This is a genomic window from Bacillus sp. JJ1521 (genome assembly GCF_036965165.1).
GTDB lineage: Bacteria > Bacillota > Bacilli > Bacillales > Bacillaceae_L > Ferdinandcohnia.
Window position 1 is genome coordinate 1 of sequence record NZ_JBALOX010000143.1, and the last position, 15197, is coordinate 15197.

Annotated in this window: 16 protein-coding genes; 4 read left to right on the forward strand and 12 right to left on the reverse strand. The window is 38.2% G+C overall.

Annotated features, from left to right (window positions below):
- Positions 1-171: 171 nt before the first annotated feature.
- The 9 genes from pqqE to V7147_RS18460 all read right to left on the reverse strand — a co-directional run bounded on the left by pqqE (position 172) and on the right by V7147_RS18460 (position 8979).
- Entirely contained in the window at positions 172-1281 is a 1110-nt protein-coding gene (gene pqqE, locus V7147_RS18420; RefSeq protein ID WP_335369293.1) for a pyrroloquinoline quinone biosynthesis protein PqqE, read from the reverse strand.
- Positions 1259-1561: a pyrroloquinoline quinone biosynthesis peptide chaperone PqqD gene (pqqD, locus tag V7147_RS18425; RefSeq protein WP_335369294.1), complete on the reverse strand. Its 303-nt coding sequence runs from the start codon at positions 1559-1561 to the stop codon at positions 1259-1261. Before pqqD ends, pqqE begins: the two co-directional genes overlap by 23 nt.
- 24 nt (positions 1562-1585) lie before the next feature.
- On the reverse strand, positions 1586-2311 hold the full coding sequence (gene pqqC, locus V7147_RS18430) for a pyrroloquinoline-quinone synthase PqqC (RefSeq protein WP_335369295.1): 726 nt from the start codon (positions 2309-2311) through the stop codon (positions 1586-1588).
- 2 nt (positions 2312-2313) lie between these two features.
- Complete coding sequence (gene pqqB / locus V7147_RS18435; RefSeq protein WP_335369329.1) at positions 2314-3219, reverse strand: pyrroloquinoline quinone biosynthesis protein PqqB; 906 nt, start codon at positions 3217-3219, stop codon at positions 2314-2316.
- 389 nt (positions 3220-3608) lie between these two features.
- Positions 3609-3974, reverse strand: coding sequence for an MmcQ/YjbR family DNA-binding protein (locus V7147_RS18440; RefSeq protein ID WP_335369296.1), 366 nt, complete (start codon positions 3972-3974; stop codon positions 3609-3611).
- A gap of 1139 nt (positions 3975-5113) precedes the next feature.
- Positions 5114-6325 (reverse strand): FAD-dependent monooxygenase, encoded by a 1212-nt coding sequence (locus tag V7147_RS18445; protein WP_335369297.1) that lies wholly within the window; start codon positions 6323-6325, stop codon positions 5114-5116.
- A gap of 69 nt (positions 6326-6394) precedes the next feature.
- Positions 6395-7507, reverse strand: a complete 1113-nt coding sequence (locus V7147_RS18450) for a cupin domain-containing protein (RefSeq protein ID WP_335369298.1) — start codon at positions 7505-7507, stop codon at positions 6395-6397.
- 25 nt (positions 7508-7532) lie between these two features.
- Complete coding sequence (locus V7147_RS18455) at positions 7533-8030, reverse strand: DinB family protein (RefSeq protein WP_335369299.1); 498 nt, start codon at positions 8028-8030, stop codon at positions 7533-7535.
- A gap of 4 nt (positions 8031-8034) precedes the next feature.
- Complete coding sequence (locus tag V7147_RS18460) at positions 8035-8979, reverse strand: fumarylacetoacetate hydrolase family protein (protein WP_335369300.1); 945 nt, start codon at positions 8977-8979, stop codon at positions 8035-8037.
- Positions 8980-9195: 216 nt separating this feature from the next.
- On the opposite strand from V7147_RS18460, the gene V7147_RS18465 reads away from it, so the two are divergent.
- Positions 9196-9930 carry an IclR family transcriptional regulator gene (locus V7147_RS18465; protein ID WP_335369301.1) on the forward strand — a complete coding sequence of 245 codons (735 nt, stop codon included), beginning with the start codon at positions 9196-9198 and terminating at the stop codon, positions 9928-9930.
- 77 nt (positions 9931-10007) lie between these two features.
- On the opposite strand, the gene V7147_RS18470 is transcribed toward V7147_RS18465, so the two are convergent.
- Positions 10008-10295 carry a putative quinol monooxygenase gene (locus V7147_RS18470; protein ID WP_335369302.1) on the reverse strand — a complete coding sequence of 96 codons (288 nt, stop codon included), beginning with the start codon at positions 10293-10295 and terminating at the stop codon, positions 10008-10010.
- 258 nt (positions 10296-10553) lie between these two features.
- Between V7147_RS18470 and V7147_RS18475 the strand changes: the two genes are divergently transcribed.
- The 3 genes from V7147_RS18475 (at position 10554) to V7147_RS18485 (ending at position 13006) form a co-directional block, all read left to right on the forward strand.
- Complete coding sequence (locus tag V7147_RS18475; protein ID WP_335369303.1) at positions 10554-11534, forward strand: diaminopimelate dehydrogenase; 981 nt, start codon at positions 10554-10556, stop codon at positions 11532-11534.
- Between the two features lie 241 nt (positions 11535-11775).
- Positions 11776-12456, forward strand: a complete 681-nt coding sequence (locus V7147_RS18480) for a phosphoribosylaminoimidazolesuccinocarboxamide synthase (RefSeq protein ID WP_335369304.1) — start codon at positions 11776-11778, stop codon at positions 12454-12456.
- A 184-nt stretch (positions 12457-12640) separates the two neighbouring features.
- The gene (locus V7147_RS18485) at positions 12641-13006 is read left to right on the forward strand and encodes a DUF4870 domain-containing protein (RefSeq protein ID WP_335369305.1); all 366 of its coding nucleotides are present in this window, start codon (positions 12641-12643) and stop codon (positions 13004-13006) included.
- A gap of 84 nt (positions 13007-13090) precedes the next feature.
- Here the strand turns inward: V7147_RS18485 and V7147_RS18490 are convergent, their stop codons facing one another.
- A complete protein-coding gene (locus V7147_RS18490) occupies positions 13091-13951 on the reverse strand; it encodes a YitT family protein (RefSeq protein ID WP_438824610.1) in 861 nt (286 codons plus the stop codon).
- A gap of 236 nt (positions 13952-14187) precedes the next feature.
- A complete protein-coding gene (locus tag V7147_RS18495; protein WP_335369307.1) occupies positions 14188-15156 on the reverse strand; it encodes a DMT family transporter in 969 nt (322 codons plus the stop codon).
- Between the last annotated feature and the right edge of the window lie 41 nt (positions 15157-15197).

Sequence of the window (15197 nt, forward strand, 5' to 3'; positions counted from 1 at the left end):
AGGACTTTCCGGGGACGGCGCGGTTGCATTCGGGCTTTCATAAACCCGATGAAGAGGATTTAACCGGAATCCTTTACTTATTTTTTTCCTCCATACCTTCAATGAAGTGATCACACTTTCAAAAAAAGATACTAAAGGCAATTTTAAATAAAACCGCCCATAGCATCTGATTCACATCCTTATTTTTCGATAAATCAACGGTTCTTTTTCCTCAACAAGATTACTATTTGCGGCCTGCACTGCTTTTTCAACAATAGGATGATCTGGCGCCTTATAACAAACGGGATCTGTTGCTCCTGCATCTCCAGTAAGAGCAAAAGCTTGGCACCGACACCCGCCGCCGTCTTGATGCAACATATCACAAGACCTGCACGTTTCTGGCAACCATTCATCTCCGCGAAATCGATTAAACGAATCTGATTCATACCAAATTTTATTCAATGATTGCTCACTTACATTTTTAAAAGTGATCTCATCAATCATCCCAGCTGTTGGGCATGGTAAGACGTCTCCACTTGGAGCTACAGTTAAAGCGATTGCTCCCCAACCGCCCATGCATGGTTTAGGCGTTGATTCATAATAATCCGGAATCACCCATATGATTTCCATTTCTTTACCGATACGGTCTCTCGCTGCCTCGAAAGTCTCACTTGCCCGCGCGATCTGTTCTTTACTCGGCAAGAGCTGCCCACGGTTCAATAATGCCCAATTATAAAACTGTGTATTTGCTAATTCCAAGCGTTCTGCTCCCAATTCATGAGCAAACGTAATAATCTCATCCAATGTATCAATATTTAACCGATGCAACACGACATTCACCGCCAAATGCATCCCGGTACGTTTTACCGCTTCAACAGCACTCTGTTTCTTTTCGAACGCCTTAAATCCGCCAATCCGATCAGAAAGTTTTTCTTCCCCTGCTTGAAAGCTGATTTGAACATTTGCTAACCCAGCTTTCTTCAGTCGCATAGCCTTTTCCTCTGTTAATCCAATCCCACTCGTAATCAAATTTGTGTACATTTCCAGTGAGTTTGCATGTTCGATGAGCTCAACAAGGTCTTTCCGTAAAAGTGGCTCACCTCCGGAAAAATGAACCTCGACGACACCAAGGTCAGCTGCTTCTGATAATACCCGCTTCCAATCCTTCGTTGATAATTCCATTTCTTTTAATGTTATTTCAATCGGGTTTGAGCAATATGGGCAATGCAATGGACAACGATGCGTTAACTCGGCAAGTAACGAGAATGGTGGTTGCACCTTACGTTTCTTTGACTCGAGCATCTTGCATCACCACCCATCCTTCATCCACCATTTTCAAAATAAACCTCGTGATATCCTCCTGCATGATTTCAAAATCAGGTTTATTCTCCGACTCTAGCGAACTTCTCATTTTTTCGGTGATGGTGTGAATGGATTCATTTCCGTCACAAAGAGCAAGAATCGATGCGGCAGTTTCGTTCAAAACTACCACCTTTTCTGGTAACAAAAGGAGATGCTTTTCTCTTACCTTATCAAATTTTAGCCGCCCCTTTTGTGCGAGTTTTGGTAAGCTGCTAGTCAAAAATACCCACCACCAATCTTTTACTTAGTTAGGAAATGCCTTTTCAATCGCATCGAGCTGTGCCCAAAGGACATCACATTTAAACTGTAATGCCTCCACCGCAAGCTGTTGCGCTTCTAATGTCTTGCAGTAATCCAAAACTACGTTTAAAGCAAATTCTGTATCACGCGGTGCCTGTGTTAATCGATTTCGAAAATACCCTAGTCCGGAACGGTCAATCCACGGATATAATCGTTCAAGAATTTTAATCCGCTCTGAAATCAAAATCGGTGAAAACAGTTCTGTTAATGAAGAAGCAACTGCCTCAAGCCACGGCTTTTCTTTCGCGAAATTTACATAAGCATCAACTGAAAAACGAACAGCAGGTACTACATGTTCCTCACTCAATACCTCTTCGCGAGATAACCCCACTACTTCTCCAAGCCTTAACCAAGCCTCAATTCCGCCCTCTTGCTCATCGTTACCGTCATGATCAATAATGCGCTGAATCCATTCACGTCTGAACTCCCTTGTTGGAAGTTTGGATAAAATTACTGCATCCTTAATTGGAACAGACTTCTGGTAATAATACCGGTTGGCTACCCATCCTCGGATTTGCTCCCTACTTAATGTTCCTTCGTGCATCGCTACATGAAAGGGGTGTTTGTCATGATAAGAAGAGCGCCCGACATCTATTAATTTTTCTTTAAAATCCTCCCGGGACCACGTTTTTCCAAGAGATACCCTTGCTACCCCTCCTTGTTGTGGCATAATCAAACCTCCAATTCCATTCCTTCATAGGCAATCTCAATACCATGTTGTTTTAAGATTTCCGCTTCCTTTGAGCCTTTTTTCAAGATTGGATTGCTGTTGTTAATGTGGATCAAAATTTTTCGCTCTGCAGAAAATGAAGCTAATTTCTCAATCATGCCTGACGGACCGCTAATTGGCAGGTGCCCCATGTCTCTTGCATTTCGCTTTGTCGCTCCTAACGAAACCAATTCATCCTCAGACCAAAACGTTCCATCCACTAACAAAATATCTGCTTTATGTAAAGCAGACTCAATTTCCGGAGTCATCGTATCCAAAGTTGGAAAATACGCCACACATTTTCCAGACTTTTCAATTTGTAAAAGTAAACCAACCTCCCAAATATCTTCCGAGTAATCGTTACCCGACTGCGCATAAAGCGGTGGTTTTCTTGATACAGGAACAGTTTCAATCAGGATTGCATCCCCAATTCGTTCCTTTACATCGGAACTCAGCGACCTCCATTCCCAAGAACAGTAGTTTTTTAACATCGGAATGACAGGAAATGAGGTGTGTAAACATTTTCTAACCGTTTCCGTACCATAAATCGTTAAATGGGAACCTTCTCTTAACGACAATAAACCGATTGAGTGATCAAGCTCTGCATCGGTTAAAATTACACCAGCTAGTGGTGTTTCCCTAATTCCAGGACCCGCATGAAGTGCAGAAAAGGTTTCAATCTGTCTACTTACATCCGGGCCAGCATTGATAAGATACCATTCCTTTTCATTTGCACTAATGGCAAGGGAGGATTGTAGCAAAGGTTTCAATGCATCATCCCCATCGCGAACACCGCGGCAATTAGGGCATGCACAATTCCATTGTGGAAAACCTCCTCCCGCTGCTACGCCTAATACCCTGATTCGAATTTTGCTTCCTTCCCTTCAATTCGACTTTTTTAGTTGTTTCACTATTCACGGATGTAGGAATACATTGTCACCTCAGCTGCTGTATTAATCACTTCATATTCAGGAATGATCCACATGCTCTTCACCCCCTTTAACCTTGGCAAGTCTATAATGAACAGTACGGAATATAAAATTTCGCCCTTTCAAGCTATTCTTATGTTGAAAGCCTATGTAAAATAACCACCAATTTCGACATAAAGTTGTCCAATTTACCAAAATAAAAACAATGCCCAGAAAACTCATTAGCATTGTTTTTAAATAAACTATTGTCCCATTGGTTTGCTCCAATATTTTGACCTGCCAAGATATTCACGGCGATGCCTAGCGGGGATCATTTCCTATAGATAAAACTACCTTTGGATTTCACCTTGGATTGTATCCTTTTCTATTTTCTTAAGCCCTTTGTAAATAAGATCATATGAGTGGTCAATCAATTTAAACAATTCCAATTCGGTGAGAGAACCATCTATTAATACCGTATTCCAGTGAGTTTTATTTAAATGATACCCAGGAATAATGCAAGGATATTGTTCCCTGAGATTTTCGGCTAGAATGGGATTACATTTCAAACTGATATTTAACTGATTATTTCGTTCGGAAATGAGAGCAAACATTTTTGAAGCAAGTTTTACCACCAAAATATCACTTCCAAATGGGTAATCTTCGTACGCACCTTTTTTTGATAAACAGTAACTTGTTATTTTTTTGAAGTCCATGTCTATTCCTCACTTCTATATAGCACAAATCGCTAATTGTTCCTAATAGTTTAAAGTTAATGTTTTATTCTGTCCAATTAAAAAAGTGTGTCTCAAAAGCATAGCTTTTAGGACACACCGTCGGTTCATTTGTAAACAGCATTACCTGACCTTAAAGTAATTTAAGAATATAGTTCAGTTCATTAACTTCATAAGTTTCAAAACGATCTACAATAAATTTGATTTTAAAAATTCGCCTGTTTGCTTATAAACATCTTTGTACTCCTCAAGATGTGTAAATTTACCGAGGAAGCTTGTTCCTTTAATTGCTTATTTCATCTTTATTTGTTCAGCAATAGTACCATGTACTTTGATTACTATAATCTTCACTGTTTTACTTGCTAATACACCTATTCCGTAGCTACATAAATAAATTCGTCATTCTTACCAAAACGAAAATGGATATCATACTTTCGTTCACTACCATATTGGTCATAACCATAAAGAAAATAACCGACCTCAGTCGAATCAGGCTGTGGATTATAAAAATTAAAATACATCGAAAATCCAGCAATTTCTGTTGGAAAATAAATTTCTATAGATTCACTAAGTTGATCAAAATATATCTTACCATCGATAACTTCAAGCTCAACATTAAACTCACTTCTTAATTTATCGAATTCGGTATTAGCNNCTCGGTTCTTCTTTTCTTGCTCCAATTCGTCATTCATAAGTCTCAGTTCTTCTTTTAACTTACTAATCTCAACATTTTTCTCTTCAATTTGAGATTCGTATTCCAATGTTAATGATTCCTTATTATATTCATCATCTGAACATGCAGATAAGAAGCTTAGAGTTAAGACAATTCCTGCTAAAAGAATAGACCGTTTCATATTATCAGCTCCATTAAAATAAAAATCCCATTATGATCCTATGAGATAAAATACTTACGTTGAATATCTTCAACAAAAACAAACCATAATCCTTCTTAGACTATGGATAGTTAATTAAAGTAGATTGTACATGTTGATATTATTACATAAAAAACAAGCAGTCCAATTCTACTACTAATTGGACTACTAGTTGGGTTGTTATTTATTATTTTGTACTCGAAAATCAACCCTGGTAGAAATCTCCTGCTATCCTAGGATATCAATCTTTTAGTTTACCTCTTCAAGAACTTTCTTATAACCATGGAACTGATCAACATATTTGAAATCCTTGTCTGTGCGATTTTCCAGAATCTTATCGCGGAGTAATTTTGTGATAGGGTTGGTTGTATGGATAATTTCACCCCAGTTTCTCGCACTTGTTTGGACATAGTTAGCGCGCGGGAGACGTTCTTTTTGGTATTCTACAAATGCTTGGCTAAAATTATCGCCATGTTTTCTTACCATGTCCGCTAAATACCCAGCATCCTCTAATGCTTGACAAGCCCCTTGTGCCAGGTATTGTAGCATCGGATGGGCAGCATCCCCCATCAAGGTAATATTCCCTTGTGTCCAGTTTTCAATTGGATTGCGGTCATACATCGGCCATCTTCTTTGTCTTGAGATGTATGAAATAGCCGTCCTTACTCTGTCACATTTATCCTTAAAAAACTCGTCCATTTCTTCCGGGGTTCCCCACTGGTCCGTATGCTCAATTTCTTTCCTGTACTGGCTACTTTTAAACACAACGACTTGGTTATATAGCTCACCACGTCTGACTGGATATTGAACAACATGCATATTGGGTCCGATAAACATATATACATCTTCCGGGTCTCCAACATTTGCATTTGCCACTTCCTCCATTGGGATAGCACCACGATATGCCACATATTCAGAACATACTGGCTGATCATCAACAAATAGTTTGCGAGTCTTCGACCAAATACCATCTGCACCAATTACGGCTGAACCTGAAAAGGTTTTTCCAGCAGCAGTAAATACTTCCACAGAATCTCCATTATCTGCCGCCGTTATGATTTCTTGATTTGTAACAAGTTCAATCTTTGCATGCTTTTCACATGCTTCAAGTAGAGCCTTATGTAGATCTGTCCGATGCAATACAATATAAGGTGCACCATATCTTTCTTGATACACTTGACCAAGATCTAGTGCGGATAATTCTTCACCTGTATACGCATCCATTAAGACTAAACGTTTTGGAAAAACGGCATTTTCACTAATTTCATCCATAACCCCTAGTTTTTGTAATACATTCGTGGCATTTGCAGCCAACTGAATTCCAGCACCAACTTCCCCAAATTGGGGCGCTTGTTCTAATACTTTTACATATTTATCGGCTTGCGCTAATCCCAGTGCCGCTGCCAACCCGCCAATTCCCCCACCCACGATGATAATAGGATTTTGTTTGCTGTTTGTCATTTTTATCCTCTCCTAACTTGTGAAATTAAAGGGAAACAACACTAGGTTATTTCCCCATTAAAAAGTCTTCTATCTAAAATCCGGCTTGAATTCTCCAGTAACTGTCTGATGTCCATTGTTTTTCTCATATTGTTCTTCTCGTTCCAATTCAAAGCGGTCCATAATTGGAAGGTCGTTAACTGAGAATAGGTAAGAATCCTCCGCAGAAACATGTTCATACCACGCCCAGTTTGGCACAACGAAATAATCGCCTGCTTTCCAGTCAAAGCGGACGCCATTAATAATTGTATATCCTGATCCTTTGTATGCATGATAAATAGTTGAGTGTGTATGACGAAGTGATTTCGTGTTGAATCCTTTTGGCAGGAACTGCATCCGTGTACCCATTGTTGGATTTGCTGACTTTCCAGTAGTTGGATTAATATAGTCCACCGCAAAGCCATGGTTAGGATTTGGATCAAATTCCATTAGCCCCTTAATCGCATCAACGGTCCGACTCCATTTATAGTTTGCTAGTGGTGCAACATCAAATTTTTCATCACCAACAGGACGAACCATTCCGCCTCTATATCGTTTTTCAGAGAAGTTGTCAGGAACATTAGGTTGTTGCAAACCATCTGCATATGGCTCAAAGAAAGTACCACCAAGATTGTATATCGTCGGAATATCCAAAGCATCCATCCAAATCATTCGTTTCTTTCCAAGATGCCCATGACCATGCCATAGATTTTTTGGCGTGATGAGGAAATCCCCTTCTTCCATAAAGATGCGTTCCCCCTGAACAATCGTATAAGCGCCTTCTCCTTCAGTAATAAAACGAAGCGCACTTTGTGTATGACGATGAGATGGCGCTTGCTCTCCAGGTAAAAGAAGCTGAACGGCAGCATATAAAGTTTGAGTCGTTGAAACATGCCCCCATGGCTGACGATAAGTTAAACCAGGGTTTTGAAAATAGATGGCGCGACGTTCCCCACCACGTTCAGGTGTGAAAATTTCAGCAGCCTCCATTAATTTCTTTTCTAGCAATTCTCCTGTCCAAAGGTGCGCTTGTGCATGAGGTTCTGGAGTCTTGTTCATTACTTCTGGAATCGCTTCCCATAATGGTCCAAGATTGTACTGCTGAATGTCCTTTGTAAAATCCTTGACATCTTGATCTTTAAGGTAGCTTGCTTTTTCAGCCATTCTAAACCCACTCCTCGTTTTTTATTTAATTTGAACTTTTACTGCTTAACTTTGAAAGATTACGCGCAATCTGACCTTCATGCTTGTTCACATGTCCGTCGATTAAATGCTCAATAATAAATGACAGCGGTTTCGTTCCGAAGTTTGGATTTACACTTGTCGCTTCTGCAGAGAGTTGCTCCTCTGTTAGATCTTCAATTCCTGCTTGAACGGTTTGTTTGACATTTTCAAGCTCCTTAACCATTTCAATTACAGAAATTGCATCCACTGTTTCAGGCTTCACCGCTACCAAACGCCCCTCATGCAGATGGTTTCTGCCCCATGCTTTGCCTGGTGTTTCTACAAGCTGTTCAATTTCTTCAACCCAATAAGGTAACGCTTCAATAATATGGGCGATAATTTGCATAATCGACCATTCATCTTTTGTCGGTTGCCAACGAATTGTTTCTTCAGATAGGCCATTTACTTTTTCTATGATTCTATCAATCGATCCATTTACAGAAGTAATAAATTTTTGCGTCATGATCCTACTCCTCCCGCGTTTTTCTTACCGTATTTTCTAACACACCGACTTGCTCGATTTCGACGCGCACAACATCGCCGTCCTTCAACCACACTTGCGGCTCCATTGCTTGAATGACCCCACCAGGAGTTCCAGTAATCACAATATCACCAGGCTCTAAAGTTACTAACTCTGATAAAAAGGAGACTAAACGCTTCACTGTGAACACTTGGTTCGCTGTGTTTGTACGTTGACGTTCTTCGCCGTTTACGGTTAAAACCATTTCTAAAGTTTGCGGATCGTTGATTTCATCCGCTGTAACTAACCATGGACCAAGTGGTAAACTACCATCTACTGTTTTACCTTGAAGCCATTGTAATGTGCGGCGTTGAATATCACGATATGTCACATCATTCGCAACTGAATATCCTGCAACATAACTAAGTGCATCTTCTTCTGAAACATTCTTAGCGCGTTTTCCGATGACAAACGCAAATTCCGCTTCATAATCTAATTGTTCCGAAATCGGATGAAATGGAATATTATCCTCAGGACCAATAATCGCATTTGCAAACTTTGCAAAAAGAACCGGATGCGTTGGAATCTGACGCCCCATCTCTAAAATATGTTCACGGTAGTTGTGTCCAACCGCAAATATTTTCCCCGGCTTTGTTAACGGCGCTTCGATTCTAACGTCTTCCTTATTAAAAACAAGCTGATGCTTATATGTATCTGGATTCTCTAGTGCATAATTAACTGCTTTCCTTGCGATTTCAATACTTTCTTTACCACCTTGTAAAAACGCTTCCATTTGAGATGGAACAAATGCCTCTGCAATTTCCTTATACCTATATTTTCCTTCAACTTGTAATTGAGCTTGATATGCATAGTTTAGATCAATGATTTTCTCGTCGTCAGTCATTGCCCCAATTCTTGAAAAACCGCCTGTTGTAAAAGTAATAAGTTTCATTGTATTCTCCCTTTTGTTTAAATTTTTTTATGAATATTTCCACACTAGTAATATTGTTAATGGAGCCGCATATTTTACGGTAAAATCACCTACCTCAAAAATTTAATTCCACTATTGTGATAATTAGTTATACTATATATAATAATTATATGTCAGAATTTTTTATAAAGTCAATGTTTAAATTATTTAATTTTACTGAAAATAAGGAGAATATAAATGGAAACGAAAAAAAGTAGAGATACGATTCAATCATTAAGCATTGGAATTTCAATTATAGATGTAATTGCAAAAGCGAGGAGACCGCTCTCGATTCCAGAAATACAAGAAGAGACAAACATAACAAAAAGCAATTTATATAAATATATCAATACGCTCGTCCAAGACGGCTTAATTTTTCGGGATCAGAATAGTGGATTGTATCACTTAGGTTCAAAATTAATTCAATATGGGATGTTAGCCATGGGAAGTCAAGATATCCTTGCGATTCTTTCTCCTTATTTACAATCGATTAGTGAACATACAAACAATACGGCACTTTTTTCTGTACCAACCTTTAATGGACCTGTGATTGCAAAAATCACCCGCTCTAATCAAATCTTAAATATCGGTGCCGAGATAGGAACGCTGCTTCCTCCAAATTCTGCAGCAGGGAAAATTTTTAATCTGTTTGCTGAGGAACATAAGACAAAGAATTGGAAAGAAAACTACAAATCTACCATCATTGATGATCCAACTGAAATCAAGACCATCCGGAAAGAAAGAATTGCTTTTGCTAAGGAACCATTGATATCTGAGGTGTCATCAGTCGCTATACCTATTCTAAATTATATTAATGAGTTAATCGGGATTATTACCATTGTCGGTTTTTCATCGGACATTCCAGAAACAATCGAAGATCCTCAAAGTAAATTCCTGCAAAAAATGCAAGAAGAAATATCAAAAAACTTTTAAAAAATCCATATCAAAAAACACCTTTACATATGTGAAGGTGTTTTTGTTTTTAAACAGTTTCATTATTTATAAAGATATTAGATCAGTTCCTTATAAATGTTAAGTTCTGTACTTTCCCGAAACTTTCTTAGCTCTGGTACAATTTCTACCACATGCTTACTTTTATCATGTTGTTTTAAAGCCTCTTCATCTTCCCATTCCTCAAGCATTGAAATGATAGTTGGATCATTGATATCTTGATTAAGTGTATACGTGATGCATCCTTTTTCTTTCCGGGTTTCTGTCACTACTTTTCTAGCTAGTGTTAAATATTCCTCAATATTTGTTTCCGGCTTCAGTTTGATTTTACAAACACATTTAATCATTTCGATAGCTCCTTTTTAAGAGATAAAAACATTTCATTTATATTAAGTATAACTAGCAAATAAAATGGATGCTATCAAAATTTTCAAGATGTTCTTAAGAAAAAAAACAAGAATTCCAAAAGAAAATAATTGGCATATTAAGGTCGATTCAATTATTATAAGTATTATCAAAAAAATTAAGAAAAAAGTGACCTTTCGATGAGGTACTGTGCTTTACAGAATTTTTTTGAGAGTAATTGAGGTAAAGGAGAAATGTATATGAGCAACAAAATTAGACTAGGTATCGTAGGTTACGGTAATCTTGGAAAAGGTGCAATTAAGGCTATTAAACAATCTCCTGACATGGAATTAGTAGCAGTTTTTACAAGAAGAGATCCTGAAAGCCTAAAGCTTGTGGATGCAAATGTAAAAGCTGAACATATTGCAAATGCAAGTGATTATCAAGGTAAAATTGATGTTATGCTGCTTTGTGGAGGATCTGCAACAGATCTGCCTGAACAAACTCCACACCTTGCAAGCATGTTCAATACGGTAGATAGTTTCGATACACACGCAAAGATTCCTGAATTTTACCAAGCTGTCAACGAAGCTGCAAAAAATACAACAGCTATCATCTCAGTAGGTTGGGATCCAGGTTTATTCTCAATCAACCGTGTAATGGCCGATGCAATCTTACCAAATGGTGAAAATTATACATTCTGGGGCAAAGGCCTAAGCCAAGGTCACTCTGATGCAGTGAGACGTGTGGAAGGTGTTAAAAACGGTGTTCAATATACCATTCCTTCAGAGGATGCAATGGATAAAGTTCGCAGTGGTTCAAATCCTGAACTAACAACAGCTGAAAAACACCGTCGCGTCTGCTATATTGTTGCAGAAGAAGGCGCAGACAAAGCAGCTATTGAAAATGAAATTAAAACAATGCCAAACTACTTCGCAGATTATGATACAGAAGTGAACTTTATTTCTGAAGAGGAATTAAATCGTGACCACTCAAAAGCACCTCATGGCGGGTTTGTCATTCGTGGTGGACAAACGAGTGAAGACACAACACAAATTTACGAATTCTCGTTAAAACTAGACAGCAACCCTGAGTTTACATCGGCTGTATTAGTTGCATATGCAAGAGCTGCATACCGCCTAAGCCAGGAAAAGCAATTTGGTGCAAAAACGGTATTTGATGTAGCGCCAAGCTATATTTCACCAAAATCACCTGAAGAATTAAGAAAAGATTATCTATAAGTATTAGCAAAAGATCACTCACTTGTTGCGAGTGATTTTTTGCTTTTTAATTACTCACCCAGACCTCTGTTCGCTTTAACTTCACGGAAAGTTTATTTTTTTTATCATTCAGCCCTCAAATTCATTCAAAACCTTAACATTCATATGTAATTTTTAAAAAATATTCGTTATTCACTCTTGTGCAATCATCATTTTATATTTATGATTATTATGTTGTTAAATTTCGCGTAGGAGGATTAACATGAAGCTAACTTACACAGGTAAAACAAAAGATGTCTATGAATTGCAGGATGGAAATTATCTACTTCAATTTAAAGACGATGTAACAGGCGTTGATGGTGTTTTTGATCCAGGTGCAAATACAGTTGGGTTAACCATTGAAGGTGCTGGACGTGCTGGATTGAAATTAACAAAATACTTCTTCGAAATTTTAAACGAAAAAGGAATTCCAACTCACTATCTTGACTCTGATATCGAAAATGCAACCATGACAGTAAAACCGGCTGAAGTATTTGGCAAAGGACTTGAAGTCATTTGCAGATATCGCGCTGTAGGTAGTTTCTTGCGCCGATATGGCTTATATGCCGAAGAAGAACAAGCCTTGGATGCTTTTGTTGAAGTGACCTTAAAAGATGACGGTCGTGAAGATCCTCCAATCAGTGAAGACGCTTTGGACATGCTTGGCATCTTGTCTAAGGAAGAATATCAAGTATTAAAAAGCCTAACTCAACAGATCGCAGGCATCGTCAAGGATGAACTTGCGAAAAAGGGTATCGAACTCTATGATATCAAATTCGAATTCGGACGTACTGGCGAGAACAGACAAATTGTTCTGATCGATGAAATCTCTGGCGGAAACATGCGCGCATACAAAGACGGCGAATACATCGAACCACTAGAACTCGAAAAAATGTTTCTATAACGGGTCAGAGGGACAGGTCCCTCGTGCCTTTTCAAAAACACTTCTTATATAATAAGGAGTGTTTTTTACATGAACTCTGGATTATACAAAATGTAACAATAATACAATTCCTTCGAATATTATATAAGTCATTACAGTATCAATATAAAGATGTCTTATAAAATCGTGGTTAGGTGTGAGAGAAATGAGTGAAGACAACAAAAAAGGAGAGCAACAAAATCAAAACAAAACATCATCAGGACTTACCGAAAACGTGGCCGGATTGCTTAGTTATGTATTAGGACCAATTACTGGAATCGTCTTTTTTATGATTGAAAAAGAAAGTCGATTTGTTCGATTTCATGCACTACAATCCATCTTTGTATTCGTTGCTATTTTTATTATTACTCAGGTTTTATCCTTCATTCCATTTATTGGCTGGATAATTGCGTTTATTGCGTCACCACTTTCTTTGATACTATGGATTATCTTAATGTATCAAGCCTACCAAGGGAAATGGTTTAAGCTCCCCGTTATCGGAGAAATAGTGGATCAGCAACTGAAAAAATGATGTAGATCGTTCAACGGTGGCTCATCACATAAAAGAAGCAACGCGGCATTTGCGTTGCTTCTTACTTTTGGACCTAAAAACTTTTTAATGAATATCCCTTTTCTTAAAGTTGCCTCCCTTAACTTCTGCTACATCATAGACAGCCACAAAGGCCTGTTTGTCAATTTCATATATAATCTCTTTCATTTTACTGTCCTCTAAACGGTTAATAATACACGTAATTTCTTTAAACTTTTCATTCGTATAACCTCCTTCAACTAGATTATACGTTGCACTTCGACCTAAGCGATCCCGTATGGTTTCTACCATTAATTCAGGTTGACTTGTTATAATTTTATAGGTTTTAGAACCACTTAATCCTTCTTCGACCGTATGAATCACCTTAGATGCAATAAAATAAGCTATTCCCGATAAGAAAGCCCCTTGTAATCCAAAAACGGTTGAAACCACAATAAAAACAAATAAGTTTAAGAATAAAATCAGGTCACTTGTTCCAAAAGGTAATTTTCGTGAAAGTAAGACGGCTAACATATCAATTCCATCTAATGCCCCGCCATTTCGTAATGCCACACCCATACCGAAACCAATGATAATTCCACCAACAACGGTTACTAACAGTGTATCTCCTTGAATAATAGTTGGAATATGGTGCATAATGCTTGTCCCATATGCTAATGAAGCAATCCCGATAACTGAATAAATGGCAAAGCTTTTCCCTATTTGTTTATAGCCTAAAAATATGAATGGGATATTTAGAACAGCAATAAGAAGTCCTAGAGGGATCCCCATTAATTCCGAACCAACGATACTAAGGCCTGTCACACCGCCATCTGAGACATTGTTTGGAATCAAGATCGCCTCTAGCCCGTAGGCTGTTATAAATGCCCCAATCATAACCGCTATTGCCCGTGATATTTTTTTAATATTATTCGTTCTTTTATGCATTGTGACTGTACTCATTTTGAATCCTCTTTCTAACCAAGTCTCTTTTCTATTACCGCTCATTATTTACTACTTCTGCAAATGATATTCAGCATATGACATTTCGTCATATCACAAAATAAATAATATATGACACCTTGTCACTTGTCAACAAAAATATGACATCGCGTCATATTAAGACAAAAAAGAAGCCATCACAACAGTAACGGCTCTCTTTCATATTTTAATAGAAGGTTTCATTAGGATGCCCGTTCCCGCAATTCCGTTTGCGCAATCGGCTGCTTGTATTCTTTCTTTTGCCATCTGACAAACAGATTATTCGCCACTAGCGAAAGGATAATCAAGACCGTTCCTAGAATATCAAACATTGTCACATCATAGCCTTGATAAATCGAAACTAATAGAGTAGTAACGGGAACGAAATTTATAAACAGAAGGGCATTGATTGGCGATAAAATGCTCACACCTACGTTCCAGCCGAGCAGTGCAATAAGTCCAGGAAAGATAATCATAAACAGTAAATGCGGACCTGTTGCCATGATCACTTCTTCTGTTGGGATTGATACATATCCAAACAGCGTCGCCCCTGCTACAAACACGCCTGCTGTTATCGTTCCAAGCAAGCAGCTTAATGTTGAATACCGTAATACTGACCAACCGCTGAACTCACTTCCTCCCATCGTGTAAATCACCCATCCAACAACTGCAACGAAGATTAGAATAGATGGAATCAAATTATCAGTAGCACTTAAAAAGGATTGTATATCACCTTTTGTAATCACGAATACCGCACCGATCAAAGACACGATTACACATAGTAAAGTGAATGAATGAGGACGTTTTTTAAAAAACAGCCAGACGATCACAATCGAAATCATCGGCATTAATGACTCGTTAATAGATGCAACCATTACTCCTGGTTCACCCAATAAATCCTCTCCCCAGAAGATAAATAGATTATAAACTGTAAAGGCCATTGTCCCAAAGAACCATAATGGCAAGCCTTTCCCTTCAAATCGAAACGCTTGTTTTCCTTCTTTCCAGAATAGCATCGCAACCAAAATAATCGTTACAGCACCATAACGAATGATTGTAAAATAAAAAGGATCAATATGCGTAAAGGCCGCATGTGCTACAGGAAACATCGCTCCCCAAGAAACCGCAGCAATAAAACACAAAAACGCACCCCATAATACATTATTTCTCAATTCCCTCATGCCTCCACCATTAAATAACTAACAAATTCGAT